General features: G+C 67.2%; 27 protein-coding genes. 12 read left to right on the top strand and 15 right to left on the bottom strand.

Features of this window, described 5'->3' with window-relative positions; genetic code table 11:
• Positions 1 to 13: 13 nt before the first annotated feature.
• Positions 14 to 1,528 carry an Asp-tRNA(Asn)/Glu-tRNA(Gln) amidotransferase subunit GatB gene (gatB, locus tag ACOI2T_RS23980; RefSeq protein WP_409505459.1) on the top strand — a complete coding sequence of 505 codons (1,515 nt, stop codon included), beginning with the start codon at positions 14 to 16 and terminating at the stop codon, positions 1,526 to 1,528.
• Positions 1,529 to 1,534: 6 nt separating this feature from the next.
• On the opposite strand, the gene ACOI2T_RS23975 is transcribed toward gatB, so the two are convergent.
• The gene (locus ACOI2T_RS23975) at positions 1,535 to 2,164 is read right to left on the bottom strand and encodes a TetR/AcrR family transcriptional regulator (RefSeq protein WP_409505458.1); all 630 of its coding nucleotides are present in this window, start codon (positions 2,162 to 2,164) and stop codon (positions 1,535 to 1,537) included.
• Positions 2,165 to 2,295: 131 nt separating this feature from the next.
• The gene (locus ACOI2T_RS23970) at positions 2,296 to 3,417 is read right to left on the bottom strand and encodes a PQQ-dependent sugar dehydrogenase (protein WP_198538962.1); all 1,122 of its coding nucleotides are present in this window, start codon (positions 3,415 to 3,417) and stop codon (positions 2,296 to 2,298) included.
• A gap of 135 nt (positions 3,418 to 3,552) precedes the next feature.
• Here ACOI2T_RS23970 and ACOI2T_RS23965 point away from each other — a divergent pair, with 135 nt between their 5' ends.
• Positions 3,553 to 4,404, top strand: coding sequence for a DoxX family protein (locus tag ACOI2T_RS23965; RefSeq protein ID WP_067854009.1), 852 nt, complete (start codon positions 3,553 to 3,555; stop codon positions 4,402 to 4,404).
• A gap of 13 nt (positions 4,405 to 4,417) precedes the next feature.
• Here ACOI2T_RS23965 and ACOI2T_RS23960 read toward each other — a convergent pair whose 3' ends face one another.
• A complete protein-coding gene (locus ACOI2T_RS23960; protein WP_067854012.1) occupies positions 4,418 to 4,816 on the bottom strand; it encodes a PH domain-containing protein in 399 nt (132 codons plus the stop codon).
• Positions 4,817 to 5,118: 302 nt separating this feature from the next.
• Here ACOI2T_RS23960 and ACOI2T_RS23955 point away from each other — a divergent pair, with 302 nt between their 5' ends.
• Genes ACOI2T_RS23955 through ilvC form a run of 3 tightly spaced genes read left to right on the top strand, consistent with a single transcriptional unit; the run spans position 5,119 to position 8,594 of the window.
• Entirely contained in the window at positions 5,119 to 6,993 is a 1,875-nt protein-coding gene (locus ACOI2T_RS23955; protein ID WP_067854015.1) for an acetolactate synthase large subunit, read from the top strand.
• Between the two features lie 33 nt (positions 6,994 to 7,026).
• Positions 7,027 to 7,539 carry an acetolactate synthase small subunit gene (gene ilvN / locus ACOI2T_RS23950; protein ID WP_085145249.1) on the top strand — a complete coding sequence of 171 codons (513 nt, stop codon included), beginning with the start codon at positions 7,027 to 7,029 and terminating at the stop codon, positions 7,537 to 7,539.
• Between the two features lie 41 nt (positions 7,540 to 7,580).
• Complete coding sequence (ilvC, locus tag ACOI2T_RS23945) at positions 7,581 to 8,594, top strand: ketol-acid reductoisomerase (RefSeq protein WP_067854021.1); 1,014 nt, start codon at positions 7,581 to 7,583, stop codon at positions 8,592 to 8,594.
• A gap of 72 nt (positions 8,595 to 8,666) precedes the next feature.
• Here ilvC and wrbA read toward each other — a convergent pair whose 3' ends face one another.
• Entirely contained in the window at positions 8,667 to 9,266 is a 600-nt protein-coding gene (gene wrbA, locus ACOI2T_RS23940) for an NAD(P)H:quinone oxidoreductase (RefSeq protein WP_409505457.1), read from the bottom strand.
• Between the two features lie 76 nt (positions 9,267 to 9,342).
• Between wrbA and idi the strand changes: the two genes are divergently transcribed.
• Positions 9,343 to 9,891, top strand: a complete 549-nt coding sequence (gene idi, locus ACOI2T_RS23935; protein WP_067854044.1) for an isopentenyl-diphosphate Delta-isomerase — start codon at positions 9,343 to 9,345, stop codon at positions 9,889 to 9,891.
• Here the strand turns inward: idi and ACOI2T_RS23930 are convergent.
• The 10 genes from ACOI2T_RS23930 to ACOI2T_RS23885 all read right to left on the bottom strand — a co-directional run bounded on the left by ACOI2T_RS23930 (position 9,824) and on the right by ACOI2T_RS23885 (position 18,471).
• Positions 9,824 to 10,900 carry a DUF5914 domain-containing protein gene (locus ACOI2T_RS23930; RefSeq protein WP_409505456.1) on the bottom strand — a complete coding sequence of 359 codons (1,077 nt, stop codon included), beginning with the start codon at positions 10,898 to 10,900 and terminating at the stop codon, positions 9,824 to 9,826. The two genes, idi and ACOI2T_RS23930, sit on opposite strands and share 68 nt — an antisense overlap.
• Positions 10,897 to 12,426, bottom strand: coding sequence for an FAD-dependent oxidoreductase (locus tag ACOI2T_RS23925; RefSeq protein ID WP_409505455.1), 1,530 nt, complete (start codon positions 12,424 to 12,426; stop codon positions 10,897 to 10,899). Before ACOI2T_RS23925 ends, ACOI2T_RS23930 begins: the two co-directional genes overlap by 4 nt.
• The gene (locus tag ACOI2T_RS23920) at positions 12,423 to 13,130 is read right to left on the bottom strand and encodes a class I SAM-dependent methyltransferase (protein WP_409505454.1); all 708 of its coding nucleotides are present in this window, start codon (positions 13,128 to 13,130) and stop codon (positions 12,423 to 12,425) included. The genes ACOI2T_RS23925 and ACOI2T_RS23920 overlap by 4 nt, the downstream gene beginning before the upstream one ends.
• Positions 13,114 to 13,455, bottom strand: a complete 342-nt coding sequence (locus tag ACOI2T_RS23915; RefSeq protein ID WP_409505453.1) for a lycopene cyclase domain-containing protein — start codon at positions 13,453 to 13,455, stop codon at positions 13,114 to 13,116. Before ACOI2T_RS23915 ends, ACOI2T_RS23920 begins: the two co-directional genes overlap by 17 nt.
• Positions 13,452 to 13,799, bottom strand: coding sequence for a lycopene cyclase domain-containing protein (locus tag ACOI2T_RS23910; protein WP_409505543.1), 348 nt, complete (start codon positions 13,797 to 13,799; stop codon positions 13,452 to 13,454). The genes ACOI2T_RS23915 and ACOI2T_RS23910 overlap by 4 nt, the downstream gene beginning before the upstream one ends.
• Positions 13,800 to 13,801: 2 nt before the next feature.
• Positions 13,802 to 14,746, bottom strand: coding sequence for a phytoene/squalene synthase family protein (locus ACOI2T_RS23905; protein ID WP_409505452.1), 945 nt, complete (start codon positions 14,744 to 14,746; stop codon positions 13,802 to 13,804).
• Positions 14,743 to 16,254 carry a phytoene desaturase family protein gene (crtI, locus tag ACOI2T_RS23900; protein ID WP_409505451.1) on the bottom strand — a complete coding sequence of 504 codons (1,512 nt, stop codon included), beginning with the start codon at positions 16,252 to 16,254 and terminating at the stop codon, positions 14,743 to 14,745. The genes ACOI2T_RS23905 and crtI overlap by 4 nt, the downstream gene beginning before the upstream one ends.
• A gap of 117 nt (positions 16,255 to 16,371) precedes the next feature.
• Entirely contained in the window at positions 16,372 to 16,797 is a 426-nt protein-coding gene (locus tag ACOI2T_RS23895; RefSeq protein WP_409505450.1) for a hypothetical protein, read from the bottom strand.
• On the bottom strand, positions 16,794 to 17,009 hold the full coding sequence (locus tag ACOI2T_RS23890; protein WP_409505449.1) for a hypervirulence associated TUDOR domain-containing protein: 216 nt from the start codon (positions 17,007 to 17,009) through the stop codon (positions 16,794 to 16,796). Before ACOI2T_RS23890 ends, ACOI2T_RS23895 begins: the two co-directional genes overlap by 4 nt.
• Before the next feature lie 25 nt (positions 17,010 to 17,034).
• Positions 17,035 to 18,471 (bottom strand): phytoene desaturase family protein, encoded by a 1,437-nt coding sequence (locus ACOI2T_RS23885; RefSeq protein ID WP_409505448.1) that lies wholly within the window; start codon positions 18,469 to 18,471, stop codon positions 17,035 to 17,037.
• An 88-nt stretch (positions 18,472 to 18,559) separates the two neighbouring features.
• Here ACOI2T_RS23885 and serA point away from each other — a divergent pair, with 88 nt between their 5' ends.
• The 3 genes from serA (at position 18,560) to ACOI2T_RS23870 (ending at position 21,828) form a co-directional block, all read left to right on the top strand.
• A complete protein-coding gene (gene serA / locus ACOI2T_RS23880) occupies positions 18,560 to 20,146 on the top strand; it encodes a phosphoglycerate dehydrogenase (RefSeq protein WP_067854072.1) in 1,587 nt (528 codons plus the stop codon).
• A complete protein-coding gene (locus ACOI2T_RS23875) occupies positions 20,143 to 21,153 on the top strand; it encodes a 3-isopropylmalate dehydrogenase (RefSeq protein ID WP_409505447.1) in 1,011 nt (336 codons plus the stop codon). Before serA ends, ACOI2T_RS23875 begins: the two co-directional genes overlap by 4 nt.
• Before the next feature lie 99 nt (positions 21,154 to 21,252).
• On the top strand, positions 21,253 to 21,828 hold the full coding sequence (locus ACOI2T_RS23870) for a hypothetical protein (RefSeq protein ID WP_409505446.1): 576 nt from the start codon (positions 21,253 to 21,255) through the stop codon (positions 21,826 to 21,828).
• Between the two features lie 11 nt (positions 21,829 to 21,839).
• On the opposite strand, the gene ACOI2T_RS23865 is transcribed toward ACOI2T_RS23870, so the two are convergent.
• Entirely contained in the window at positions 21,840 to 23,033 is a 1,194-nt protein-coding gene (locus ACOI2T_RS23865) for an MFS transporter (protein WP_067854329.1), read from the bottom strand.
• Positions 23,034 to 23,239: 206 nt separating this feature from the next.
• Here ACOI2T_RS23865 and ACOI2T_RS23860 point away from each other — a divergent pair, with 206 nt between their 5' ends.
• From ACOI2T_RS23860 to gltX, 3 genes are read left to right on the top strand one after another with little or no spacing between them, the layout of a single operon-like run.
• Complete coding sequence (locus tag ACOI2T_RS23860) at positions 23,240 to 24,403, top strand: alpha/beta hydrolase family protein (RefSeq protein WP_421877384.1); 1,164 nt, start codon at positions 23,240 to 23,242, stop codon at positions 24,401 to 24,403.
• 50 nt (positions 24,404 to 24,453) lie between these two features.
• The gene (locus tag ACOI2T_RS23855) at positions 24,454 to 25,230 is read left to right on the top strand and encodes a fumarylacetoacetate hydrolase family protein (protein ID WP_067854079.1); all 777 of its coding nucleotides are present in this window, start codon (positions 24,454 to 24,456) and stop codon (positions 25,228 to 25,230) included.
• Complete coding sequence (gene gltX, locus ACOI2T_RS23850; RefSeq protein ID WP_409505444.1) at positions 25,230 to 26,690, top strand: glutamate--tRNA ligase; 1,461 nt, start codon at positions 25,230 to 25,232, stop codon at positions 26,688 to 26,690. The genes ACOI2T_RS23855 and gltX overlap by 1 nt, the downstream gene beginning before the upstream one ends.
• Positions 26,691 to 26,747: the final 57 nt, after the last annotated feature.

The following is a 26,747-nucleotide window of genomic DNA, read 5'->3' as shown; positions in this document are numbered from 1 at the left end:
TAAAATCACGGTCATGACCGTTGCCTCCACCGCTGAACTCGTTGACTACGACGATGTGATCGCGCGCTACGAACCCGTGATGGGCATGGAGGTGCATGTCGAGCTGTCGACGGCCACCAAGATGTTCTGCGGTTGTGCCAACAGGTTCGGCGCCGAGCCCAACACGCTGGTCTGCCCGGTGTGCCTCGGTCTGCCGGGATCGTTGCCGGTGCTCAATCAGGCGGCCGTGGAGTCGGCGATCCGGATCGGCCTGGCGCTGAACTGCCAGATCGCGCCGTGGGGCCGGTTCGCCCGCAAGAACTACTTCTATCCGGACCAGCCCAAGAACTATCAGATCTCGCAGTACGACGAGCCCATCGCGATCAACGGATACCTCGACGTCCCGCTCGACGACGGCACCACGTGGCGCGTCGAGATCGAACGCGCCCACATGGAAGAGGACACCGGCAAGCTGACCCACCTCGGCAGCGACACCGGCCGCATCGCCGGCGCGACGACATCGCTCGCGGACTACAACCGCGCCGGTGTGCCGCTCATCGAGATCGTCACCAAGCCCATCGAGGGGACGGGGGCGCGGGCGCCCGAGATCGCCCGCGCCTACGTGACCGCGTTGCGGGATCTCTTGCGCGCGTTGGGAGTGTCCGACGTCCGAATGGATCAGGGTTCGATGCGTTGCGATTCCAACCTCTCGCTCAAGCCGATCGGCGCGGCAGAGTTCGGCACCCGCACCGAGACCAAGAACGTCAACTCGCTGCGCAGCGTCGAGGTCGCGGTCCGGTACGAGATGCGCCGTCAGGCAGCGGTTCTCGATGCAGGTGGCAAGGTCACGCAGGAGACGCGGCACTTCCACGAGGACGGCTACACCTCGCCAGGTCGGAGCAAAGAGACCGCCCAGGACTACCGGTATTTCCCCGAGCCCGACCTTGAGCCCGTCGCACCCAGCGCCGAACTCGTCGAGCAGCTGCGTGAGACGATCCCTGAGCTTCCCTGGTTGTCGCGCAAGCGGATTCAGGACGAGTGGGGTATCTCCGACGAGGTGATGCGCGACCTGGTCAACAACGGTGCCATCGACCTCGTCGCGGCGACCGTCGCCCACGGTGCCTCCAGCGAGCAGGCCCGCGCGTGGTGGGGCAACTTCCTGGTGCAGAAGGCCAACGAGGCGGGCGTTGAGCTCGAGGCGCTGGCGATCACGCCGGCTCAGGTGGCGGCGGTGGTCAAGCTCGTCGACGAGGGCAAGCTGTCGAACAAGCTGGCCCGCCAGGTCGTCGAAGGTGTACTGGCCGGCGAGGGTGAGCCCGAGCAGGTGATGACCGATCGGGGCTTGGCGCTCGTGCGCGACGATTCGGTGATCCAGGCCGCCGTCGACGAGGCGCTTGCGGCCAATCCCGATGTGGCCGAGAAGATTCGGGGCGGCAAGGTCCAGGCGGCCGGAGCGATCGTCGGCGCGGTCATGAAAGCCACCAAGGGTTCGGCCGACGCCGCGCGGGTCCGTGAGTTGGTGTTGGCCGCCTGCGGCCAGGGCGGGTAACGCCGGTCAGTGGCTCTGGCCGGCGAACATCGTCATCGCGACGACGGCGTACTGCTCGAGCCGCTCGCGCGGATAGCGCTCCGGGTCGTTGACGGCGAGCCGGCCGAGCATCTCGGCGAACGACAGCATGGTGTGGCCGAGCAATACGGGATCAAGCTCGGCCAGCCGCGGATCGAGGGCCGAACCGGCTTTCGCGAATTCCTCGGCCTGGGCGATGACCCGGGAGCGGGCATTACGCACGGCGGCGCGGTAGTCACGCGGCGCGTTGTCGGGAACCGTCAGGATCAACCGCCACCGGGTCGGGTTCTCCAGAACCGACCGAAGGAACGCCGAAACCGTCGCGGTGTAGGCGCCGGTGGGTCCGGCTATCGACAGATCCTCGGGTAACGCGGCGCGTACCTGCTCGATTCCGTGCCGGTGCTCGCGGGTCAGCAGCGCGGTGACGAGCTCGGCCCTCGTCCGAAAAGCGGTGTACAGGACTGGTTTGCCGACGCCGGCCGCCTCGGCGACCGCCTCCATGCTCAACTCGTGCAAGGGGCAATCGTCGAGGACTGTCAACGCCGCATCGAGCAGTTGCTGGCGCCGTTGCTCACGCGGTAGCCGCGGCGCATATCTGCGGCGTTGGCGGTCAGGCACCCGGGTAATAGTACGTCATGTCAATTTCGGCCCGCGGGACGATCGTGACACTCTGCGTCCAACCTGTCACGATGCGTCCGACGCGGCCGCTCGGGCGCGGACGACCGCGGTGAGCTGAAATGTGTTGTGTATCAGGTCTTGTCGGCGTTGGTGCGCGGGAAGCCGCCGCCCTGCGGGAAGAGCGGGAACACGACGTCGTCGAGTTTCTCGGCATCGCCGGCCGTGCGGTTCACCGTCGCGCCCCAGACGTTGCCGTCGGGAGACAGCTGCAATGCCCAGGCATGCCCGCGCACGTTTTCGCGCAGCACCTCGGGATCACCCGTCACCGCACCGGTGTCGGGCGCCAGCCGCACCGCGACGGTTTTCTTGGTGTTGACGAGGTTCACCAGAACGGTGCCGTCGAGCGCTGCGCAGCCGGCGACGCCGGGACGGTCCGGCCACGTCCACACGGTCGTCACCTTCGAATCCTTGGTCATTCGCTGCAGACGGTCGGCGGTCGGCGTGCGGTCGGTGATGTAGAGCGATCCGTCGGAGGGATCGATGCACATGCCGCCACCGGCTCCCATGCCGCTCAGCGCGGTGGTGATCGGCGCCTGATTGACCGTGGTGGGCTGCTCGATGCGCAGCACCTTGCCCGCCATCGAGGCGGGATCGCCTGCCTGTGCCGGATTGCCCGCATCGCCGGTCTGCACCAACAGCGTCGTGGGGCTCGTGAAGATCAGTGAGCCGGTGTTGCCGGTCGCGCCCTTCGGAATCCCGGTCAGAATCGGTTTGGGCACGTCGCCGTCGGCGATGCGGACCACGCGGTTGTCGGTGGGGGTGCTGACGTAGGCGTACATCAGCCGGTCCTGTGAGTAGGTCGGTGACAGCACGATGTCCATCAACCCGCCGTCACCCGATGGGTCGACCGGGATCACGGTCTTGACCTTCGGTTCGGCGCGCACCGAAACCTCTTTCACCGCACCCGTCAGCCGCTCGGCGACCAGCGCGGACTGGCTGTCGGGCCCCATGATCAAACCGCTCGTGCTGTCCAGGCAGCCCTGCATGACGCCGGGGGCCGGGCATTCCTTCGGGAACGGCTTGGCGGGCAGCGGCGGCGGGGGCGGCGGTGTCGACGTCGGCCCCGGCTGCATCTCGGGTTCGGTGGTGAACGGCTCGGACTGCGCGGAGTCGAACCGGGCGCATCCCACCCCGACCAGCATCGCGGCGCACAGAATGGCGGCCACCCTCGTCATCCGCCGGCGCGATTTCATGTTCGCCAGATTACGGATCGCCCAGCGGTGCGCGCCACGCTGGGACTCGGTGCCGTTGCGGTAGCCGTCCAATACCAGGCGGAAGCGCCGCGGTAAATACCCGGATACCGACGAACTTGCACTTACCCTGGCAGCGTGACCAGTCACTCACAAGACCCGCTAGCTTGGCAGAGACCTGATCATTCAGGGCCAAACGATTCCGCCAGGCCCGCTGCGGCGAGCCTGGTCGACCCCGAAGACGACCTACCGTCGTCGACGTACGGCGGCGACTTCGAGACCACCGCCATACCGCGCTATGACTCGGCCAAAACCCCGGACCAACCGGCATTCAGCATGGTTGGCGATCCCGAGCCGCTGCCATACATTCAGCCCGGCGGCCGGGCCCCGCTCGGGCCGTTCGCGGCCGAGCCGACCGAGATCGAACCCGACGAGGTCATCGACGACCGCGTCCGAGCTGCCGGACGGCGCGGAACGCAGGACCTCGGCCTGCTGATCCTGCGGCTCGCGGTCGGCGGACTGCTTCTCCTGCACGGCCTGCAGAAGGCGTTCGGGTGGTGGGGCGGTCCCGGACTCGACGGGTTCAACACCTCGCTCGACGAGATGGGTTTCAAGTACGCCGACATCGTGACCTATGTGGCGACGGGCGGGCAGATCGCGGCAGGCGTGCTGCTGATCTTGGGCCTGTTCACGCCGGTGGCCGCGGCCGGTGCCCTGGCCTATCTGATCAACGGGGTGCTGGCCGAGGCGATGGCCGCCCACGAGCAAGCCAGACTTTCCGAGTTCCTCACCGACGGACACGAGTACCGGCTCATCGTGGTCGTCGCGACGGCCGCGATCATCCTGACCGGCCCGGGACGCTACGGATTCGACGCCGGACGCGGTTGGGCGCGGCGCCCCTTCGTCGGTTCGTTCGTGGCGCTGCTGCTCGGAATCGGCGCAGGCATCGGCATCTGGGTGCTGCTCAACGGCGGCAACCCGCTGGGCTGACGGCTTCGGTAGTTCAGGCGTACGGGTTCGGCACCCGCCCGCCGCTGACCTCGGCCAGCAGCGGGAGCGTGGCGAACGTGACGCCGGGTAACCGCAGGTCCGATCCGTTCGTCCGATGGGCGATCGCCCACGACGCCCGGTCGAACCGCAGACCCTCGATATCGCTCCAGGGCACCGTCTCACTGCCGAGCAGCGACCGCGCGGTCACGGTGTCCGCGTCGGCCACCGTGCGATAGCGAACGATCGCAACAGAGAGCGCGATCGGGATGACCAGCAACGGCGCGAACCACTCGGGCTCGGTGAACACCAGTGCCAACAGGCCGAGTGCGAAAAATCCGACCGCAAAGTGCGCCATGGGGGATATCCGGATGACGACGGGGGCGGTGGCGGATCGTGCACTCACGCTGTCCATCCTTGCACTGGTGAATTTGACCGCCCCGGCGGTGCCGGGAATTTGACCGCCCCGGCGGTGCCGGGAATTTGACCAGTGACCAGTACGGCAGCTACCGTCAACAATTATGCAGACCCCGGGATTGCTCGTAGTAATTGGTTGGCGCGTTGATGCCGCGCTGGCCCTCTGCCGGGCATAGCCAACAGCATCGACGCGCCACCCTCGTACAGCAGCCTGCTGACGGGGGTTTTTTGTTGCCCACAAGCGCGCCAGCCATCATTACAACCATCGAAAATTCCGCGAAGAGGACAAAAGAGGACACAGTGAGCGCACCGACAACGCGACCGCCGCAACGGCCGGCCACTGCGCCGGCGAACGGCGCCGCCGCAGCCAAGTCCCCAGCAGGCTCCGACCAGGCCGAGCCCAAGCGGGTCGCACCGCAGCAGCTCACCGGGGCGCAAGCCGTCATCCGATCGCTCGAAGAACTCGGCGTCGACGTCATCTTCGGCATCCCCGGCGGTGCCGTCCTGCCGGTCTACGACCCGCTGTTCGACTCGCAGAAACTGCGGCACGTGTTGGTGCGCCACGAACAGGGCGCGGGCCACGCGGCGAGCGGATACGCCCACGCCACCGGCAAGGTCGGCGTCATGATGGCGACCTCGGGGCCCGGTGCCACCAATCTGGTGACCCCGCTGGCCGACGCGCAGATGGACTCGATCCCGGTCGTGGCGATCACCGGGCAGGTCGGTCGCGGGCTGATCGGCACCGACGCCTTCCAGGAAGCCGACATCTCCGGCATCACCATGCCGATCACCAAGCACAACTTCCTGGTTCGCGACGGTGACGACATCCCGCAGGTGCTCGCCGAGGCATTCCACATCGCCCGCAGCGGCAGGCCGGGCGCGGTTCTCGTCGACATCCCGAAGGACATCCTGCAGGGCCAGTGCACGTTCAGCTGGCCGCCGCGGATCGATCTGCCCGGTTACAAGCCGAACACCAAGCCGCACAACCGCCAGATCCGCGAGGCTGCCAAGCTCATCGAACAGGCCCGCAAGCCGGTGCTCTACGTCGGTGGCGGCGTGATCCGTGGTGAGGCCAGCGCAGAGCTGCTGGACCTGGCCGAACTGACCGGCATCCCGGTGGTGACCACGTTGATGGCGCGCGGCGCCTTCCCGGACAGCCATCCGCAGAATCTCGGCATGCCCGGTATGCACGGCACGGTCGCCGCCGTGGCCGCGCTGCAGCGCAGCGACCTGCTGATCGCATTGGGCACGCGGTTCGACGACCGTGTGACCGGCAAACTCGACTCCTTTGCGCCCGGCGCCAAGGTGATCCACGCCGACATCGATCCCGCCGAGATCGGCAAGAACCGCCATGCCGACGTGCCGATCGTGGGCGATGTCAAGGCCGTCATTTCGGACCTGATCGATTCCCTGCGCAAGACCGGGATCAACGCCGACACACTGAAGCTCGACACCTGGTGGGAGTACCTGTCGGGGATCAAGGCGACCTACCCACTCAGCTACGGTCCGCAGAGCGACGGCAGCCTGTCGCCGGAGTACGTGATCGAGAAGCTGGGCCAGATCGCCGGTCCGGAGGCCGTCTACGTCGCCGGTGTGGGTCAACACCAGATGTGGGCCGCGCAGTTCATCTCCTACGAGAACCCGAAGACCTGGCTCAACTCGGGCGGCCTTGGCACCATGGGCTTCGCCGTGCCGGCGGCCATGGGCGCGAAGTTCGCGCGGCCCGAGGCCGAGGTGTGGGCGATCGACGGCGACGGCTGCTTCCAGATGACCAATCAGGAACTGGCCACGTGCGCCGTCGAGGGCGCGCCCATCAAGGTTGCGCTGATCAACAACGGCAACCTTGGCATGGTGCGGCAATGGCAGACGCTGTTCTACGACGAGCGTTACAGCCAAACCGATCTGGCCACGCACTCGCGGCGGATCCCGGACTTCGTCAAGCTCGCCGAGGCCCTGGGCTGCGTCGGATTGCGTTGTGAGCGAGCCGAAGACGTCGAGGACGTGATCAACCAAGCTCGTGCCATCAACGACCGCCCGGTGGTGATCGACTTCATCGTGGGTGCCGACGCCCAGGTGTGGCCGATGGTCGCGGCGGGCACCAGCAACGACGAGATCATGGCGGCCCGCGACATCCGGCCGCTGTTCGACGACGAAGATGGCGAGGGGCACGCCTGATGAGCGCTCGCGCGAAGAAGAGAGAGTCCTGACATGAGCAACGCAACCCCCACGCACACGTTGTCGGTGCTCGTCGAGGACAAGCCCGGTGTCCTTGCCCGTGTCGCATCACTGTTCTCGCGGCGCGGCTACAACATCCAGTCCCTGGCGGTCGGCGCGACCGAGCAGAAGGACATGTCGCGCATGACGATCGTGGTCAGCGTCGAGGAATCGCCGTTGGAGCAGATCACCAAGCAGCTCAACAAGCTGATCAACGTGATCAAGATCGTCGAGCAAGAGGAAGACAACTCGGTTGCCCGCGAACTCGCGCTGATCAAGGTGCGCGCGGACGCGGGGACCCGGGGGCAGGTCATCGAAGCGGTGAACCTGTTCCGCGCCAAAGTCGTTGATGTTTCGACCGAGTCGCTGACGGTCGAGGCAACGGGCACGCCGGAGAAGCTCGAAGCGCTGCTGAGGGTCCTGGAGCCCTACGGCATCCGGGAGCTCGCGCAGTCCGGTGTGGTGTCGGTGTCCCGCGGTCCGCGCGGCATCGGCACCGTGAAGTAGCGTCAAATGGCTGTATAGCTAGAAAGAAGGAAATTCACGCAATGGCAGTTGAGATGTTCTACGACGACGACGCGGACCTGTCGATCATCCAGGGCCGCAAGGTCGCCGTCATCGGCTATGGCAGCCAGGGGCACGCGCATTCGCTTTCGCTGCGCGACTCGGGCGTCCAGGTGAAGGTCGGTCTCAAAGAGGGGTCGAAGTCCCGCGAGAAGGTCGCCGAGCAGGGCCTGGAGGTCGACACTCCGGCCGAGGTCGCCAAGTGGGCCGATGTGATCATGCTGCTCGCGCCCGACACCGCGCAGGCCGAGATCTTCAAGAACGACATCGAGCCCAACCTGGAGGACGGCAACGCGCTGTTCTTCGGCCACGGCCTCAACATCCACTTCGGCCTGATCAAGGCGCCGGCCAACGTCACCGTCGGCATGGTGGCCCCCAAGGGCCCCGGCCACCTGGTGCGCCGTCAGTTCGTCGACGGCAAGGGCGTGCCGTGCCTGATCGCCATCGACCAGGATCCCAAGGGCGAGGGACAGGCCCTGGCGCTGTCGTACGCCGCGGCGATCGGTGGCGCGCGCGCAGGCGTCATCAAGACGACGTTCAAGGAAGAGACCGAGACCGACCTGTTCGGTGAGCAGGCCGTCCTGTGCGGTGGCACCGAGGAACTGGTCAAGACCGGTTTCGAGGTCATGGTCGAGGCGGGCTACGCCCCGGAGATGGCCTACTTCGAGGTGCTGCACGAGCTCAAGCTCATCGTCGACCTGATGTACGAGGGTGGCATCGCCCGGATGAACTACTCGGTGTCCGACACCGCGGAGTTCGGCGGCTACCTGTCGGGTCCGCGCGTCATCGACGCCGGTACCAAGGAGCGCATGCGCGACATCCTCAAGGACATCCAGGACGGCACGTTCGTCAAGCGCCTGGTCGCCAACGTCGAGGGCGGCAACAAGGAACTCGAGGACCTGCGCAAGAAGAACGCCGAGCACCCGATCGAGGTCACCGGCAAGAAGCTGCGCGATCTGATGAGCTGGGTCGACCGGCCGATCACCGAAACGGCCTGATCCTCTTACGCCGACTGGCCAGTTATTGCACGCCAAGCTCGAAACAGCGTGCGATAACTGGCCTTTCGCGTTCTATGTGGCGAGCCGATTCGCGATATCGACCACCCGACGCGCGAGGTGGTCGAGCGCGTCGTTGGTGGTGTCGTCGAACTCCGCGATGTTCTCGCGGTTGGCCACCAACCCGACCCCGTAGGGATTGCCGTCGTTGAACTTGACGGGGTCGGTATAGCCGGGCGGCACGATGATTCCCCCGAAGTGCATCAGCGACACATACAGGTTGAGCAGCGTGGACTCCTGGCCGCCGTGGGCGGTCTGGGTTGACGTGAACGCCGCGTAGACCTTGTCGGCCAGCTTCCCTTGTGCCCACAAGCCGCCGAGTGAGTCGATGAAGGCGCGGAACTGCGCTGTCGGCGAACCGAATCGGGTGGGGGACCCGAAGATCACCGCGTCGGCCCACACGATGTCGTCGCCGGTGGCGGCCGGGTCGTCTTTGGTGGCTTCGTAATTGGCGGTCCAGGCCGGATTCTGGGCGAACGTCTCGGGAGCCAACGTTTCGGCGATGTGGCGCAACCGTACTTCGGCACCGGCTGATTCCGCTGTGCGGGCGATGCGCTTCGCCATGGTGGTGCCGTGGCCGGTGGCCGAGTAATAGATGACTGCGAGTTTGGTCACCGGTTCAGTGTAGGAAGACCCGTGCTTTCGAGCGGGTAGATGCATCGATCGTTCGTCTGCGGGGTAACCAGGGGAGATGGCGGTTTCTACGACGGACGAGTTGGTGGTCCTGCTGGACGAAGACGGAGCCGCGATCGGGTGTGCGCGGAAGGCCACGGTCCATCACCGCGACACCCCATTACATCTCGGCTTCTCCTGCTATCTCTTCGATGACGACGGGCGGGTTCTGCTCACCCGCCGCGCCTTGGGCAAGCGCACGTGGCCGGGCGTGTGGACGAACTCGTTCTGCGGGCATCCCGCGCCGGACGAAGAGCTGTCGGACGCCGTGGCCCGGCGCGCCCGCCAGGAACTCGGCGTGGCGATCGATTCGCCCACGTGCGTTCTGCCCGACTTCCGGTATCGCGCTGTCGCGCCCGACGGCACCGTGGAAAACGAGATCTGCCCGGTGTTCTGGGCACGGGTCGACGGAACCGTCGCGCCCGCGGCGGACGAGACCATGGACGTGCGCTGGGTGTCCTGGCAGGACCTGCGCACGGCGGCTGCCCTGGCGTGGGCGATCAGCCCGTGGGCGGCCGAACAGGTTCCGTTGCTTGAGCGGGCAGGCCTTGTCGACCAGGTGAGCTGAGCGTGCGGCGCCGGCGGATCTCGAACAACCGCTCGGCGTAGGCGAGGTCGTCGCGCCACAGCCGAGCTGCCGTGTAGCGCATGAACGGCGTGAGGATCGGTGCGGCGCGCGTCGCGTACCGGAACCCGTTGCGGTCGGAATGCGCGATGACCGCTTCGATGACAGCGGTGCGGGGCAGCCCGTCAGGGCCCAAACCCAGGGGGGTGGCGTGGGTTTCGACGACGCTGCCCCGGCCCTCGCCGTCGATGATGCGCATCAGGATCGTGCGTGGCTCGGGACTGACGAACTCGGCGATCACCGGCACACCGAGCCTGCCCATCCGGAAGGTGACTGCCACCGTCAGACGATCGTGTTCGTCGGGCAGGTCCCCGGCCGCCGGCGGCGAGTGCAGAACGTCGAGCTTGGTGAACGAGTATGGGTGAAACCACGATCCGTGCCACGGGTCGAGCCGGTTCGCGATGACGTCGGCGGGCTCGCACGTACCCGTGAGACGCGCGACGGCCGCTACGGTCGGATTGTCCGGCCGATGCACGATCACGGGCGCGTCGGTGGGCGCTTCGCCCCCGGTGTGGTCGATCCGGACCCACACCAGCACACCGTCGTCGAAGCTCGGATAGGGCTTCCACCCGGCTTGGCGGCGGCCGGTCAGGCGCAGGCCATGCCATGGGCAGATCAGTGCGCCGCATTCGACCCGTCCCGTCGACAGATCGCCGCCGAGATGCGGGCATTCGGCCGGACCGACGTGTAGCGTATCGGCGTCGTCGCGCCACGCCACCAGTTCCGTTCCGGCGACGTTGGTGCCGAAGGGCTTTCGCGTCACGTCGGTACTGGCGCCGAACACGTACCAGTTGCCGCTCGGCCGGCGCTGCGAACGGGCAAGGGCGGCTTGGATGACGGCCGGCGACGCGTCGGCATGGGTGGGCCGCTGGGTGGCCCACTGCAGTCGTGGAAGCACCTCGAACGGCCAGGCCTTCGCCAGCCGCGAGCGCAGATCCCTGACAGTCGTCATGCGGAAAGACTCCTCCGTTGTCCGGCAAGTCGACGCAGCACCGCGTACCGGCCCTCGCCGGGCACGGTGTGCAATTCGTGGCCACGCACACCGAACTGCGCCAGGATCGCGTTCGCGGCCGCCCATCCCGTGGTGGCGGCGCGTTCCATGAGCGCGACGGGAAGGTCGATACGAATGCCGTCGCCGGCAAGAACCACGTTCGCGTGCGGGGTGGTGATCGTCGGCCTCGACGAGAAGTCGCCCGGTGCGAATCGCGGGCAGTCCTGCCGGTACAGCACCCGCTCGTCGACGACAGCGGCCGAAGCGGTCTCCGGATAGATCTCGTGGAGGCGGCCCAGCAGGCGTTCGCTCAGTCCCTCGTCGGCGCCATCCGCTGCGTACGCGTGTAGTTCGAGCACCGAACCGCCGGTGCGGCGGCACCATTCGGCGGCCTCGTGCTCGTAGCGGCCCAGCACGCTGATGTTGTCGAGCGGTGGCCGGCCACCGGTGCCGAGGAAGGCAGGGCGGTCGTTGCGCACGGGTTGGTCCAGCCACAACCGGTGCACGACGAACGGCGGTGCGGTACCGAGTCTTTCGATCGACGCGCGCCATGCGGTGTCTCCCAGTGCCGGCGAGGCCGCGAGGATGCGCTGCAGCCCGGTCACGTCGGTCGCGAGTACGACTGCGTCGGCCGCCACCTCGGCGGTGGTGCCTGCGGTTTCCACGATTACCCGGCCTGCCGGATCGACCGCCGTCACGGGTGCTCCCGTGCGGAAGTCCACACCGAGCGACTCCAGGTAGGCCCGCAACGGGCTCCACAGTGCGACATCGAAATTGGCGTTCGCCACATCGAACACCACGCCCTCACTGGAACCCAGGAAGTAGATGTGGAACATCGTCGCGAGTTCGGCGGCCGACAGCTCGGCGGGCTTGGCGAAGAAGCTGCGCGAGAACACCTCGAAGGCGAGGTGGCGCGCGGCCTCGGGAAAGTTGATGTCGCGCAAGAACTCTTCGGCGTTGCGGTGATCGAGGCGATCGTAGGTCGCGGGCACCGACACATCGGCCAGCGGCGCAGCGGCGCGGGCGTTGAGCCGGACGAGGTCGCGCAGCCGAAAGGTGGGGCTGCGCAGCGCGAACGCCAACGCATTCAACGGCGGCACGGTTGGCAGCCCACGGAAGGTGTCTTGCCTGCCCTGCGCATCGACCAGCGGGTAGTCCTCGACGGGTACGAGCATGGAGAGGTCGTCGTCGACCCGTCTAAGCAATGCGCGCAGGTTGTAATACTGGCGGAAGAAGGCGTGAAACCCACGGTTCATGGCCGCCTCGGAACCGTCGCCGAGTGGCTCGTTCCAGCCCGCGACGCGACCTCCGAGATACGGTTCGCGTTCGACGACCGTGACGTCGATACCCCGCTCGGCGAGGCCGGTGGCGGCGGCGAGCCCGGCGATACCCGCCCCGACCACTACGACGCGGGGCCGGGCCGTCAGGGCGTCCGCGTGTGACGCGCCTGGCGGTGCGGGATGGGTGACACGCCGGCTGTCGGTCATCGCGGCGACTCCGCGAGGAAGGTGTGTACCACGCCGCGCTGCCAGCCTGACACGGTCGCGCTGCGGGTGTTGACAAATCCGTTCTGGCGCAACCTGTTCAGAAATTCCGAGACCCCGTCGAAGCCGTTCACGCTGTCGCGCAGGTAGCGGTACAGCGCGGCGTCACCGGTGCGGATCCGTCCCATCGGGATGATGATCGCGGTGCTGACGAGATTCCACATCATCCTGGCCGATCGCGAGTCGCGGACCGAGTACTCGTGTACGGCAAGTGTCGAGCCGGGCCTCAACAAATCCCGGAATGTGCGAAGCACGGTGTCCGGGTCGGCGAGATTGCGCACCAGATATGCCGCGAAGATGCCGTCGAACGGGCCGTGCACGTCGTTCGCGGCCAGATGCTCGACGTAGGACTGGATGAAGGACACCGACTTGGGCCAATCCTTGGCACGCGCCTGCGCCAGCATGCCCGCCGACCCGTCGACCGCGACGATCTCGGCGTGCGGCGCCGCGGCGAGCAGGGCAGCGGTCGAAGCGCCGGTGCCACAACCGGCGTCGAGAAGGCGCAGTCCCCGGCCGCCGTCCGGCAACGCCATTCGTCGAGCCGAGAGGCGCAGATGGTCGTGATAGCCGGGATTGGCGTTCACCAGCCCGTCATAGGCCGCCGCGCCCGCATCGAAGGCCGCGGGCACGTCATGGCGAATGTTCACGATCCGCCTCCTTCGCGTACCGCTTGCGTTGGTACTGCCAGAGAATCAGGACGGCGGTCACCATCGCCCAGCCGAACAGGAAATCCTCCACCGGGATGTCCCACGGGAAGCGGATGCCCGTGGTGTGCCGGTCGTCGTAGAGGACGATCGGAGCGCTGAGTTTCGTCAACCAGCCGTCAACGGGAATCTGGAAGCCCAGAACGATGGCCATCGAGATCCAGTACGTCGTCGTGCGGAAGATGCCGGTGCGAAACACCTTGAGCTCCAACGCGATGACCACGCCGACGGCGATCACCGCGGGCAATGTGTACCCGAGCCCGCTCACGTCCGCACCTCGCGTCGCCGCGACCACAGCCGCAGCCCCTTGTGCAGCAGATTGTCAACCGCGGTGAAAGTGAGGAGGCCGCACAGCGGGATCACGATGAAGAACAGCAGCTCCTCCAGGGGCATCACGCCGAAAAGGTGTATGCCGCTGATGTAGCGCGGATTGTAGGTCCACACGTCGGCACCGATCGCGAGCGCATCCCAGACCACGAACACCGCGGCCACGGGCAGCACGGCGCGTGCTGTGCGCGCCGGTCGCCGGTACACACCGGTGCCGAGGAACTCCAGCGGAAGGGTGATCAGCAGACACGCCCCGAGTACGAGCAGGTAATGCCAGCGGTCCACTGTCACGGCCTCCGATCGAACAGGCGCGCCCGCCACGCGCCGGCCAGACCGCTCGTGGCAACGGCGAGGCGGCGCCCGGTTCCGACGGTGGCGCGCTGACTGAAGACCGCGAACTCGATGGCCTCGATGCGGTCGAGTATTTCGGAGTAGAGGGTCAGCGCGGCAGTGATGCAGGGCCGCGACCGTGGCTCGAGCATGCCGATGCCGCGTTGGGCGTACGCGTACACCCGACGGGTGATCGCGTGTTGCTCGACGAGCGCGCGCCGGACCCGCTGATCGGTGCGGCGATTGGTGTGACACCACTCGAGCACGTCGCGATCGACGTTGTAAGCCGACAGTTCATCGGCGGGAAGATAGACCCGGCCGAGTTCGAGGTCCTCATCGATGTCACGCAGGAAGTTGGTGAGCTGGAACGCCTTTCCGAGACCGGCGGCGTACGGCGCGGCCTCCTCACGGGGGCCCACAGTGCCGAGCACCGGCAGCATCTGCAGACCGATCACCTCCGCCGATCCGTACATGTACCGGTTCAGCGCGGCGCGGTCGGCGTAGTCGGTCACCGTCAGGTCCATGCGCATGGACCGCAGGAAGTCATCGAACAGCTGCCAGTCGATCCCGTAGCGTCGTGCTGCGTGCACCACGGCGGTCAGGGTTGGATCGTCGCCCGAGCACTCATTTTTGACGAGACGTTGGAACAGGTCGGTCCCGAGATCGTCGAGCCTGCGCGCACGATCCGCGGTGCTCGCGCCGTCGAAGTCGTCGAGGATGTCATCGGCATGCCTGGCGAAGCCGTACAACGCGTGCACGGCGGGTCGCTGATCGGGCGCCAGCAGTCGGGTCGCCAGGAAGAAGGTACGGCCGTGTTGGGCGTTGATCGCCCGGCAACGTCCATAGGCTTCCCGCAACTCGGGGTCGCGCACGCCCGCCGCGTTCAGTTCTGATGAGATCACGTCACCACCGCCCGAGTTCGCTTGTCCAACAATGGAATGCCGGTCACCCGGTCGGCCGCCAGCCGTCCGGAGATGACGGCGGTGGGCACCCCTACGCCGGGAATCGTCGACGATCCGGCCAACACCACGTTGTCGATGCCGCGCACGGTGTTGGCGGGTCGGAACGGGCCGGTCTGACTGAAGGTGTGTGCGAGCGCGAACGGCGTCCCGGCCGCCATCCCTTGCCGTTCCCAGTCCGCGGGGTCGACGACGTGCAGCAGCTCGTGGTCGTCGCCGACGCCGGGCAGCCGTTCGCGGACCGTATCGAGCATGTGCTGCACGTAGTCGGCACGCGTCGCGGCCCAATCGATCGCGCCCACGGCGGTGTTCGGGGCGGGTGCCAGGACGTAGAGCAAGTCCCGCCCGCTCGGTGCCAGGGTGGGATCGCTTGCGGTGGGGCGAGTCACCAGCAGCGAGGGATCGCTCATCACCCGGCCGTCGTCGATGATGTCGGTGAACGTCTGCTGCCACGCGGCTCCGAACAAGATGTTGTGGTGTCCGGCCTGTTGCTCGGTCACCGCGCGGCAACCTACATGGGCGACGACCGCCGACGGGGCAGGGCGCAATCGCATCGGCCGCCGCGGGGTACGGCCCAGCAGGCGGTAGGTGTCGGGCAGTTCGGTGGTCAGCACCACCGCATCGGCATCGAACCGTTCACCGGTGTCCGTGACGACCGCACGCACCCGGTCACCGGACCGTTCGAGGTTCGATACCGTTGCGCCGTAGTGGAATTGGACCCCGGCGTCCGCGGCGGCCGCCGCCATCGCGTTGGGCAGTGCGCGGACTCCGCCGGTGGGAAAGTGGACGCCGGAGACGGTGTCCATGTAGGCGATGATCGCGTATACCGCCAGCGCGCGCTGCGGCGGAACCCCGACATAAAGCGCCTGGAAGGTGAACAGACGCTTGAGGCGTTCGTCGGTGATGAATCTGTTGACCACGGTGTCCCAGCGCCGGAACCCGCCGAGGGCGATCACCCGGGCTAGTTGCGGTGTGACGAGCGACAGCGGCGAGTCGAAGTTCGCGTTGATGAACCCGTCGAATTCGACCTGATAGAGCCGGGACAGCCACCGGCGCAGTTCCAGGTAGCCGTCGGCCTGGCGGCGGTCGGTCAACCTCTCGATCTCGGCCGCCATCGCGTCCGGGCTACTGTGCACGTCGATGCGGCTGCCGTCGGCGAACGCCGCGCGGTACGCCGGCTCGACCGGACGCAGTTCCATTCTCGACGACAGGGATTCGCCGACGGCGTCGAAAGCCGCGTCGAGAATGTCGGGCATGGTGAGCACGGTCGGCCCGGTGTCGATCCGGTATCCGTTGACGTCGCATCGGCCCACGCGACCGCCGGGGTGCGTGCCGCGCTCGACGACCGTCACGATGCGGCCCCGGCCCGCCAGGTGCATTGCGGCCGAAAGGCCGGCCAGCCCGGCGCCGACGACCACCACCTTCTCGGTGGATCCCCCGACGGTGCGCATCACGCGACCCGGTCGGCGCAGCTGGCGACGGCCGACGCCGTCAGGTCGGTGCTCATCACGCAGACGATGTACCCCGCCTGCGCAAAGTCGAACCGTCGAATACGGCCCGATCGAGCGCTACGGTGTTGCCTCGTGCCCGTCGCGGCCCTGAGACCGTCGCCGCTCCTTCATCTCCGCCTCGTACACATGGCGTTTGCCGTCCATCAGATCGTCGCGAACCCGCGTCTCATGCGCGCGGAACCGCGACCAGTACCCGTCGTCGAACTCCTCGACCACCTGAAAGGTCCAACGGCCGTTGATCACGTTGCGGCCGACGAGATCTTCGGTCAACCGGTCGGCGATCTCGCCGTGTCCGGCTTCGCGCAACTTGTCGCACGCTTCGCCGAGCAGCAGGTCCGCATGGCCCATCACTTGGTGAAACGAGTACAGATGTCCGCGCGCGCGTTCGACGTGTTCGAGTGCCTCCGACACCACACCAACGGCCTCGACGGTCGCGTCGTCCACGCCGGACGGTCTGATGTGGTCATCTTCCTGCGCGGTCATGACGGGTGCCGCTTGAGTGCGTCGGGTTTGTGCACCGCGTCGCGGCCGGTTTTGTCGCTGCGCACCCGGTACTGCGGCTCGTCCGCACTCGCCCGGACCTGACGACCGGCCGTCTTGGTATCGGTCGTGATCTTCTCGACCACCGTGCCGGGCGCAGCGGCGCCATGGCTTTGCCACGACACCTTGTCGCCTTTCCGGAATCCTTCGCTCACACGGGTGCTATACCCACTTTTCCGGTCAGGTCACGGCCGCCAGATGCGGCAGATTTCCGATCCCGAATTCGCGTTTCAAGACCGTACGGGCGGCATAGAAGCCCGACATGCCGTGCACCCCGCCGCCGGGAGGCGTGGCCGACGAACACAGATACGCCTTGGGAATCGACGTGGACCACGGGTTGACCCGCAGTGCCGGCTCGGTCAGCGCACTGATCATGTTGTTGCCACCGACTCCGATATCGCCGCCCACGAGGTTCGCGTTGTGTTCGGTCATGTTCGACGCGGGCACGCTGCGTACCGCGACCACGACGTCACGAAAGCCCGGGGCGAACCGCTCGAAGATCGTCGTCACCGTCTCGGCCATGTCCGCCGTCGAGCCGTTGGGTACGTGGACGTAGGTCCACAGTGGCCGCCGGCCCTGCGAATCGATGCGCCCCGGGTCGGCGGTATGGGGGAGCGCGGCAAGCACCATCGGCCATTCGGCGTGGCGACCCGCGGCGATCTCGGACTCGGCCAGCGCCATCTGTGCGCGGCTGCCGCCCAGATGCAGCGTCGGAGCGTGCGCCAGACGCGGGTCTTCCCAAGGGATTTCGCCGGAGAGCACGAAATCGACCTTGGCGACGCCCGGCCCGTAAGTGTAGCGCCGCAACGACTTCGCGTAGCGATCCGGCATCCGATCGCCATAGATCGACAGCAACGCCGTCGGCGCGGTGTCGTAGATGACCACGCCCGGCGGCGGTTCGGTGACCTCCTGCTCGAGCACGAGTTCGCCGCCGTGCGCCTTGAGGTCGGCGATCAGCGCGTCCGGTATCGCCTGTGACCCGCCGACCGGGATCGGCCAGCCGACCGCGTGGCCCAGGGTGGCGAGCATGAGCCCGGCCCCCGAGGAGACCAACGACGGCATCCGCGAGATCGTATGCGCGGCAACACCACTGAACAACGCGCGGGCGTCTTCGCCTTTCAGTGACCGCCACAACGGGGTGCCCTGGACCAGGAGGCGGGGCGCGACCCGCAGCGCCGCCGGGAGTGAGGGCGGGACCGACCGTTTGTCGCCGAGCAAAAGCCCGACCACGCCGTCGCAATCGTCGGCGAGCGGGCCGAGCAGGCGCCGCCACGAGTCCCCATCCTCGAGTTCTTCGCACGTGCGGTCGATGTCGCGGTAGCCGATGACCGCGGGGCGGCCGGGCAGCGGGCTGGCGTAGGAGATCTCCGGAACCGACAGCCGCACCCCGCGTGCGGTCAGGTCGTATGCCGCGAAGAACGGCGACGCCAACGCCAGCGGGTGCACCGCCGAGCAGATGTCATGGCTGACCCCGGGAAACTCGGGGTCGGGGAGGGTGCGGGCGCCGCCGCCCGGTGTCGACTGGGCTTCGATGACCCGCACGGACAATCCGGACCGAGCGCAGATGACCGCCGCCGTCAACCCGTTGGGACCGCTGCCGACCACTGTGACGTCCACAACTCAAGTAGAACGCATGCGCGGCGGGTGTGACGGATCTCCGGTAGCGGGCGTCCCGGTGCAAATCCGCACACACTAGGCTGACCGCGTGAGTCTTCCCGTTGTACTGATTGCCGACAAGCTCGCGGAATCGACCGTTGCCGCCCTCGGTGACCAGGTAGAGGTCAGATGGGTCGACGGTCCGGACCGCGAGAAGCTGCTCGCCGCCGTTCCCGAGGCCGACGCATTGCTGGTGCGGTCGGCCACCACGGTGGACGCCGAGGTCATCGCCGCGGCGCCCAAGCTCAAGATCGTCGCCCGCGCGGGTGTGGGTCTGGACAACGTCGACGTCGACGCCGCCACCGCCCGCGGTGTGCTGGTGGTCAACGCCCCGACCTCCAACATCCACAGCGCAGCCGAACACGCGCTCGCGCTGCTGCTGTCGGCGGCCCGCCAGATTCCGGCCGCCGACGCGACGCTGCGCGAACACACCTGGAAGCGATCGTCGTTCTCGGGCACCGAGATCTTCGGCAAGACCGTCGGCGTCGTGGGCCTCGGCCGGATCGGTCAGCTCGTCGCGCAGCGGCTCGCGGCCTTCGGCGCGCACATCGTCGCCTACGACCCCTACGTGTCGCAGGCGCGTGCCGCACAACTCGGAATTGAATTGCTCACGCTCGACGAGCTGCTCGGGCGCGCCGACTTCATCTCGGTGCACTTGCCCAAGACCAAGGAGACCGCCGGCCTGATCGGCAAAGAGGCGCTGGCCAAGACCAAGCCGGGCGTGATCATCGTCAATGCCGCACGCGGCGGCCTGATCGACGAGCAGGCGCTGGCCGACGCGATCACCAGCGGCCATGTCCGCGGCGCCGGACTCGACGTGTTCGCCACCGAACCGTGCACCGACAGCCCGCTGTTCGAGCTGCCGCAGGTCGTGGTCACCCCACATCTCGGCGCATCGACCGCCGAAGCCCAGGACCGGGCCGGCACCGACGTCGCGGCGAGTGTGAAGCTCGCGCTCGCAGGTGAGTTCGTGCCCGACGCGGTCAACGTGGGCGGCGGCGTCGTCGGCGAGGAAGTCGCGCCGTGGCTGGATCTGGTCCGCAAGCTGGGCCTGCTGGTCGGCGCGCTGTCGGATGCGCCTCCGGTGTCACTGTCGGTGCAGGTGCGCGGCGAGCTCGCGTCCGAAGATGTCGAGATCCTGCGGTTGTCGGCACTGCGCGGCCTGTTCTCTGCCGTGGTCGACGAGCAGGTCACGTTCGTCAACGCCCCGGCGCTGGCCGCCGACCGTGGGGTGGCCGCCGAGATCAGCACCGCGACCGAGAGCCCCAACCACCGCAGCGTGGTCGACGTGCGCGCGGTGCACGCCGACGGTTCGTCGATCAATGTCGCGGGTACGTTGTCCGGTCCGCAGCTGGTCGAGAAGATCGTGCAGATCAACGGCCGCAACTTCGACCTGCGCGCCGAGGGCTACAACCTGATCGTCAACTACAGCGACAAGCCGGGTGCGCTCGGCAAGATCGGCACGCTGCTCGGTGGTGCCGAGGTCAACATCCTGGCCGCGCAGATGAGCCAGGACGCGACCGGCGACAGCGCGACCGTGATGCTGCGCCTGGATACCGATGTTCCCGAGGATGTGCGTGCCGCGATCGCCACCGCGGTCGGCGCGAGCACGCTGGAAGTGGTTGACCTGTCATGAGACTCGCTGTCATCGCCGGCGACGGCATCGGACCGGAAGTCATCGACGAGGCCGTCAAGGTGCTCGACACGGTGCTGCCCGGGGTCGAGAAGACCGAATACGACCTGGGTGCCCGCCGCTACCACGCGACCGGTGAACTGTTGACCGACAACACCATCGAGGAACTGCGTGGCCACGACGCGATCCTGCTCGGTGCGATCGGTGATCCCTCGGTGCCGAGCGGTGTGCTGGAGCGCGGACTGCTGCTCAAGCTGAGGTTCGCGCTCGACCATCACGTGAACCTGCGGCCGGGCCGCCTCTATCCGGGTGTCACGGGTCCGCTCGTCGGCAATCCGCCCATCGATTTCGTGGTGGTGCGCGAGGGCACCGAGGGGCCGTACACCGGTAACGGTGGTGCGCTGCGCGTCGGCACCCCGCACGAAGTGGCGACCGAAGTCAGCGTCAACACCGCGTTCGGTGTCGAGCGCGTCGTCCGCGACGCGTTCGCCCGGGCCCAGAACCGCCGCAAGCACCTGACATTGGTGCACAAGACCAATGTGCTGGCGTTCGCCGGCAGCCTGTGGTCGCGCGTGGTGTCCGAGGTGGGCGCGGAGTTCCCCGACGTCGAGGTCGCCTATCAGCACATCGACGCGGCGACCATCCACATGGTCACCGACCCGGGCCGGTTCGACGTGATCGTCACCGACAACCTGTTCGGCGACATCATCACCGACCTGGCCGCGGCCGTGTGCGGTGGCATCGGTCTGGCCGCCAGCGGCAACATCGATGCGACGCGCACCAATCCGTCGATGTTCGAGCCCGTGCACGGCAGTGCGCCCGACATCGCGGGGCAGGGGATCGCCGATCCCACCGCCGCGGTGATGAGCGTTGCGCTGCTGCTGGCCCATGTCGGCGAAACCGACGCGGCGGCCCGGGTCGACAAGGCGGTCGGCGAGCACCTGGCCACGCGCGGTGACGAGAAGTTGTCCACCAGCGAGGTCGGCGAGCGGATCCGGGCGCTGCTCTGACTTTGTTGATCCTGCGTTGAGGGCGTTGGTCTCTCGTTGTTTTGCGTCCTCAACGCAGAGTCGATCCGGTGCTAGTCGACTGCTCAGCGAGGTCGGGGCGTGACTGACCAGTTCGCGACGCTCACCCGGCAGTGCTGGCTGTTCGTCATCGGTTCGTCGTTCTTCGCGGTCGCCACTGCGCCGGGCTTTCCGGCGCTGGCCGGCGCCGGTGCGACGAACGTGTTGTGTTTCGTCGGCTCATGGTTTTTCACGACTGCCGCGTGGATGCAACTGGCACTCGCAGATCGGACGCGCGGTACCGAATGGTGGTCGGCGCTCACACAATTCGTGGGCACGCTGATGTTCAACGTCAGCACCGGCACCTCGGTGTGGGTGCATGCGGTGCTCGCCGAACGTCGTTTCGTGTGGGCGCCGGACGCCACCGGGTCGTCGGCCTTCCTCGTCAGCGGTGTGCTGGCGATCTTCGCCGTCGGCATGTGGGCGCCGAAATCCGTTGACTGGCAAGCCGCCTGGATCAACCTGGCCGGCTGTGTGGCGTTCGGCGTGTCCGCCCTGGCGGCGTTCGTCCGGAAGACCGGGGTCACCGTGGACGAACGGCTCGCCAACTTCGGCACGTTCCTCGGTGCGCTGTGCTTCCTGACGGCTGCGCTGCTGCTGCGCCCGCGCGGGAGTTGAGCGGTTCGCGTTCAGCGTTCGTCGCGCAGACCTTCGTCGGGGGGAACCAGGGGAACCGCCAACAACGGCAACAACGCGCACACCGCGAAGGCCGCCGGATATCCGGCCACGCCGATGAGCGCGCCGAAGAGCGGTGAGGAACTCGCGGTGGCCAGATGTTGCGTCGTGTTCTGCGTCCCCAACGCGCGGCCGCTCCAGAACGGCCCGGCGATCTCGGCGATCGCCGTGAACGCCAAACCGTTGTCGGAGACCGTGATCACCGAGGCGATGACGATCAGCGCGATACTGATCGGGGAGTCCAGCCAGTCGGTGAAAGCCAGCAGCGCCATCGTCGCCGCCGCCCCGAGGGCGATCGTGCGGATGGGCCGCAACCGCTGACCCACCACGTCCGACCATCGTCCGGCCGCGATCCGTCCGGCGGCGCCCAACAGCTGGGCCACCGTCACCAGGGCACCCGCCGACGAGGCCGACCAGCCGCGGTCGCTCATGAGCCACACCAGGGTGAAGGTCCACACCATGCCCTGCGGAATCACCAGCAGCACCGACACGGCATGGATGCGCCACAACACACTTGAGCCGCGGTACGGATTGGCCAGATGTTCGCGGGGTGCCTCGTGGCGAGGCGGTCGCGGTGGGTCGAGCACGCCGATGGCGCACACCACGGCGGACAGCACGCAGACGACGGCGGGGAACAGCAGTGCGGTCGACGCACCGTGACTCTCGGCGACCCGAGGGATGACCAGCGCGCCGAGGCCCACGCCCAGCGGGGTGGCGGTCTGCCGGATACCCATTGCCAGGCCACGCTGTTCGGGCGGGAACCAGCCGACGACCACACGGCCGCTGGCCGAATTGCTGCTCGCCGCGGCCATCCCACCCAGCAGCAGGAACACGCCGACGGCCACCAGTGACTCTGCGGAGGCCGCTGCGAAGGCGGCCGCGGCGGTCAGTGCCGAACCCACCGTCAGCACGATGCGTTCGCCGACCCGGTCCACGAGGTATCCCCACGCGATGAGCGTGATGACCAGGCCGAAGCTCGGCATCGCCGACAGCAGACCGGCCTTGGCCAAATCCAGACCGCGCTCGGTGTGCAGCGTGGGAATGAGGAATGCCGCGCCGTTGATGAAGACATTGGCGCAGGTGGTCGCGGTCAGTGCGATGCCGAGCATCGACCAGCGGCGAATGGTGCTGATCGATGAGACGGACATATCTGGATCGTGCCACATGGATCTCAATATGCTGAATCAGTTTCTCAACATTCGAGATGGATGCTCGGTGTGTTCCGCATCACGGGAGTCGTTCGGGTTTCCGGTGTTTCGCGATCGTGGCACCGAATGATCTGGTGTCCGAACATGCCTCGAACAGACCGGTGCTCGCGGTCGCCTAGCCTGGGCTCGTGAAATGGTTGACGGTGATTGCTCTGGTGCTCCTCGCGTTCATTGCCGGTCCGGTGCCGACGGCGGCCGCGGCGGCACCGAACTGGTCCGGTTTGGACGCGCGCCATTTCGACGGCCCGATTCCCGCTCCTGGCACGCTCATCGAGTCGGTGCCGCTGGATCCGGCGCTGTCGCTGCCGGGTGCGGGGGCCGCGTATCGGATCCTGTATTCGACGATCGACCAACATGACTCACCCGCTGTCAGCACCGCGGCGGTGTTCCTGCCGCACGGCGAGGCGCCCGACGGCGGCTGGCCCGTGATCGCGTGGGCGCACGGCACCGTGGGGCTCGGTGATGACTGTGCACCGTCGGCGCAGCCGCGCAGTGAACGCGACAGCGAGTATCTGACGCACTGGCTCGATCAGGGTTACGCGGTCGTGGGCTCGGACTACGCGGGCCTTGGCACGCCGGGTTTGATGAGCTACCTCAACAGCGTCGCGACCGCGCACAGCGTCGTCGATTCGGTGATCGCCATGCACCACATGGACCTGCCGTTGTCGCCGAAGTGGGCGCTCGTCGGCCAGTCTCAGGGCGGCGGTGCCGCCGTCAACAGCGCGCGCTGGGCCACCGAATTCAGCCGCGGGAGCGGACTGGACTATCGCGGTGTCGTGGCGACCGGCACGCCGTTCAACGTCGAGAGCATCGTCAAGCAGGCCGGCCCGGACATGGCGCTGCCGCCGAATCTCGGACCGGCAGCCAACAGCTACACCGGCTACATCCTCGCGGGCTTTCGCGAGGCCCGCCCCGACATCGACGTCAACAGCGTGCTGACCCCCGCCGGGGTGGCCGCGGTCGATAAGGCCGAGACGCTGTGCAAGTCCGAACTCGACGCGGCGCTTGCCGGCATGACCCCGACCGGGTTCTTCCGCGCCCCGCTGAGCACCCTGCCCGGCATATCGGATGCGCTCGACGCCTACCTCGGTACCCCGACCAGTGGCTATGACCGCCCGATCTTCCTCGGCGTCGGCCTGCTCGACCACGATGTCCCACCGAACATGTCGATGCAGCTCAACGATCAGCTCCGGGCCAACGGACAAGACGTCACACTCAAGATCTACCCGGACGAAGATCACTCCGGGACTGTGCTCGCCTCGCTGCCGGACTCCACGCCGTTCCTGCGCGCGATGTTCGACGGGAGCTGACGCAGGGCGTCTCGACCGAGCGCCACACCTTGAGCACTACGCTGACAAAAATGCGCTTAGGTCGAATCGCCAGTCCCGACGGCGTCGCGTTCGTCAGCATCGAAGGCGACGGGGCAGATGCCGTCTGCAAAGAGATCGCCGAGCATCCGTTCGGTAATCCGAACTTCACCGGGCGCACCTGGCCGCTGGCCGACGTGCGGCTGCTCGCGCCGATTCTGGCCAGCAAGGTGATCTGCATGGGCAAGAACTACGCCGCGCATGCCGAGGAGATGGGCGGTGTGGCGCCGGAAGATCCAGTGATCTTCCTCAAGCCCAACACCGCGATCATCGGGCCGAACGTGCCGATCCAACTGCCGGCCGACGCGTTCCCCGTCCACCACGAAGGCGAGCTGGCCGCCGTCATCGGCAGGCCTTGCAAGGACGTGCCCGCCGCACGCGCGGCCGAGAACATCCTCGGCTACACCATCGCCAACGATGTTTCGGCGCGCGATCAGCAGCAGAAGGACGGTCAGTGGATGCGGGCCAAGGGCCACGACACCTTCTGCCCGGTCGGGCCGTGGATCGTCACCGACCTCGACCCGTCGGACCTCGAGCTGCGCACCGAGGTGAACGGCGAAGTCCGTCAGCGCAGCCGGACCTCGTTGATGATTCACGACATCGGCGCGATCGTGGAGTGGGCTTCGGCCGTCATGACACTGCTGCCGGGCGATCTCATCCTGACCGGCACCCCAGAAGGCGTCGGCCCCATCGAGCACGGTGACACCGTCAGCATCACCGTCGAAGGCATCGGGACTCTGACGAATCCCGTTGTGCGTAAAGGAAAGTAATGAGTAACGACACCGTCCGCGTGCGGTTCTGCCCGTCACCCACCGGCACCCCGCACGTCGGCCTCGTGCGCACCGCGCTGTTCAACTGGGCCTACGCCCGCCACACCGGAGGGACTTTCGTCTTCCGCATCGAGGACACCGACGCCGCGCGGGACAGCGACGAGAGCTACGCCGCGATCCTCGACGCGCTGCGCTGGCTGGGTCTGGACTGGGACGAGGGTCCGGAGGTCGGCGGTCCCTATGAGCCGTACCGGCAGTCGCAGCGCAGTGAGATCTATCGCGACGTGATCGCGCGCCTGCTCGAAGCCGGCGAGGTGTACGAGGCGTATTCGACGCCCGAGGAGGTCGAGGCCCGTCACCACGCGGCGGGTCGCAACCCCAAACTGGGCTATGACAATTTCGATCGCACCCTGACCGATGAGCAGCGCAAGGTTTTCGCCGATGAGGGCCGTAAGCCGGTGCTGCGCCTGCGCATGCCCGACGAGGACTTGTCGTGGAACGACCTGGTGCGTGGCCCGACGACGTTCCCCGCGGGGTCCGTCCCGGATTTCGCGATCACCCGCGCGAGCGGTGATCCGTTGTACACCTTGGTCAACCCGGTCGACGACGCGATGATGAAAATCACACATGTGCTCCGCGGCGAGGACATCATGCCGTCGACCCCACGCCAGATCGCGCTGTACCGGGCGCTCATGCGTATCGGTGTGGCCGAGCGGGTGCCCGAATTCGCGCATCTGCCAAGTGTTCTCGGCGAGGGCAACAAGAAGCTGTCCAAGCGCGACCCGCAGTCGAACCTGTTCTTGCATCGCGATCGCGGGTTCCTCCCGGAGGGTCTGCTGAACTATCTGGCCCTGCTCGGCTGGGGCATCGCCGACGATCACGACGTGTTCAGCCTCGACGAGATGGTGGCCGCGTTCGACGTCGTGAACGTCAACTCGAACCCGGCCCGTTTCGATCAGAAGAAGGCCGACGCCATCAACGCCGAGCACATCCGGTTGCTCACCCCAGAGGATTTCACCGCGCGGCTGCGTGAGTACTTCGTCACACATGGATACGACACCGGGCTCGACGACGCCGGGTTCGCCGAAGCCGCCGCGCTCGTGCAGACGCGCATCGTGGTGCTGGGCGACGCCTGGGGCCTGCTGAAGTTCTTCAACGACGACGCCTACGAGATCGATGAGAAGTCGGCGGCCAAGGAGCTCAAGCCCGAATCTGCACCGGTGCTCGACGCGGCGCTCAGCGCGTTGGAGCCGGTCGGGGAGTGGACGACGGCCAACATCGAGGCCGCGCTCAAGACGGCTCTGCTGGACGGGCTGGAGCTCAAGCCGCGTAAGGCGTTCGGCCCGATCCGCGTCGCGGTCACCGGAGCGACCGTCAGCCCGCCGCTGTTCGAGTCGATGGAACTGCTCGGCGCCGACCGTAGTTTGGCGCGGCTGCGCGCCGCGAGGGACCGCGTGTAAAAAGTAGGTGCAAATCTTTGGTAGTCTGCTCGTCGGCCCGGAAAGCGGAGCGGGGAA

This window comes from Mycolicibacterium wolinskyi str. Jessa 2025 (assembly GCF_049241375.1).
In the GTDB taxonomy this organism is placed as follows: Bacteria; Actinomycetota; Actinomycetes; order Mycobacteriales; family Mycobacteriaceae; genus Mycobacterium; species Mycobacterium wolinskyi.
This window is presented reverse-complemented; position numbering and strand designations above follow the sequence as displayed.